At 51.6% G+C, this 1,425-nt stretch carries 2 protein-coding genes; both read left to right on the top strand.

What is annotated here, in order from left to right; all coding sequences use genetic code 11:
* A partial coding sequence (locus tag NW863_RS09400) for an FAD-dependent thymidylate synthase (protein ID WP_414365942.1) occupies positions 1-455 on the top strand: 455 nt, incomplete at its 5' end.
* A 158-nt stretch (positions 456-613) separates the two neighbouring features.
* Positions 614-1,363, top strand: coding sequence for a class I SAM-dependent methyltransferase (locus tag NW863_RS09395; protein WP_414365941.1), 750 nt, complete (start codon positions 614-616; stop codon positions 1,361-1,363).
* Positions 1,364-1,425 lie beyond the last annotated feature (62 nt).

Raw genomic sequence — 1,425 nt, 5'->3', positions numbered from 1 at the left:
GCACCAACGAAACCGCTGCTTTTGCCGACAAAACCGGCGCGGAGCCCTCGTTATCTTTGCAAGAGTTGGAAACTCTGTTTTACGTTCCTGCCAGCGTCAAAGAAGGCAAGGCCAAAACCCGCCAAGGCTTCAAGCCCATCTCTCCTGAGGCCCTGAACATCATTCTTGAGCAGTATCGCAGTCAGGCCATTGCCTATTATCGCCTGGTCGAAGAGTGCGGATTGCCCTATGAAGATGCTCGTAACATCATCGGCTACGGGATCCGCCAACATTTTGTGGTTTCTTTTAATTGCCGCAGCTTGATGCATTTTCTGGATTTGCGGGCCAAAGACGATGCCCAGCGGGAGATCCGCGAGCTGTGCGAGCTCATCTGGCCCCACTTTGAGGCCTGGTGCCCTCATGTTGCCGCCTGGTACCGCAAAAATCGCTGGGGCAAGGCCAGGCTTTCTCCTTGAAACCTAAATCGCGTAAGCGGGACGGAGTTCTCTAACACCGGAAAAGTATAGGATAAGGTCATCTTTCGACCCTCACCCCCAACCCCTCTCCCACGAGGGGAGAGGGGAGCAAGGGATCAACTAACAAGCTGTTTCCCAATACTTGGAACGACTATTGTATGGATCCCAGAGCTTATGAACAAATGGCGGGCTTAGAAGATCGACATTGGTGGTTTGTGGGGCGCCGCCGCATTCTCAGGCAGGTTATTGCCGGGATCCCTCTTCCGCCCGCGGCTTGTATCTTGGAAGCCGGCTGTGGCAGTGGCGGCAACCTAGAAATGTTGTCTCAGTTTGGCCAAGTCTGGGCCATGGAAAGAAGCGAAATAGCATTGCCTTTGGCCCGGGCCCGCGGCATTGGGATTGTGGCCGAAGGTGAATTGCCGCATCAGATCCCTTTTGGCTCCCAGCAATTTGACCTTATTGCCCTACTGGACGTTTTAGAACATTTGGAGGAAGACAAAGCAGCTCTGGAAGCTCTCATCCAAAGGTTAAAGCCATCCGGCTACCTGGTGATCACGGTACCGGCCTACCCCTGGCTGTGGAGCGCCCATGACGAGCTCAATCACCACAAGAGACGCTACACAGCAGCACAACTTCTCTCCTTACTCAAGAGTGCCGGCCTGCAAATTCATACCTTTACCTTTTTCAACAGCTTTCTCTTTCCATTAGCAGCAGGGATCCGCCTAGCCCAAAAGAGCTTTCGCCTCAAGGAGAGTCAAGATCTAAAAATGCCCTCGCCTTGGATCAATTGGCTTTTAACCGAGATTTTTGCTGCAGAAGCCTATTTAATTTCTAAGTTCTCCCTACCCTTTGGCCTGTCTTTATTGGCGGTAGCTAGTCCTATGAAAACTCCTTCTCTAGGAAACTGAATCTCTTAATCTTCTCCTCAGCTTCTTGCTGTTATGACTGGTTTTTCAATTACCGTTGACTT

The sequence above is a fragment of the Synechococcus sp. B60.1 genome (assembly GCF_047462555.1).
Classification (GTDB): domain Bacteria; phylum Cyanobacteriota; class Cyanobacteriia; order Thermostichales; family Thermostichaceae; genus Thermostichus.
This window is presented reverse-complemented; position numbering and strand designations above follow the sequence as displayed.

Bases quoted from the DNA above. Each gene is read 5' to 3' on its own strand.
- NW863_RS09395 (WP_414365941.1), top strand. From the start codon at position 614: ATGGATCCCAGAGCTTATGAACAAATGGCGGGCTTAGAAGATCGACAT.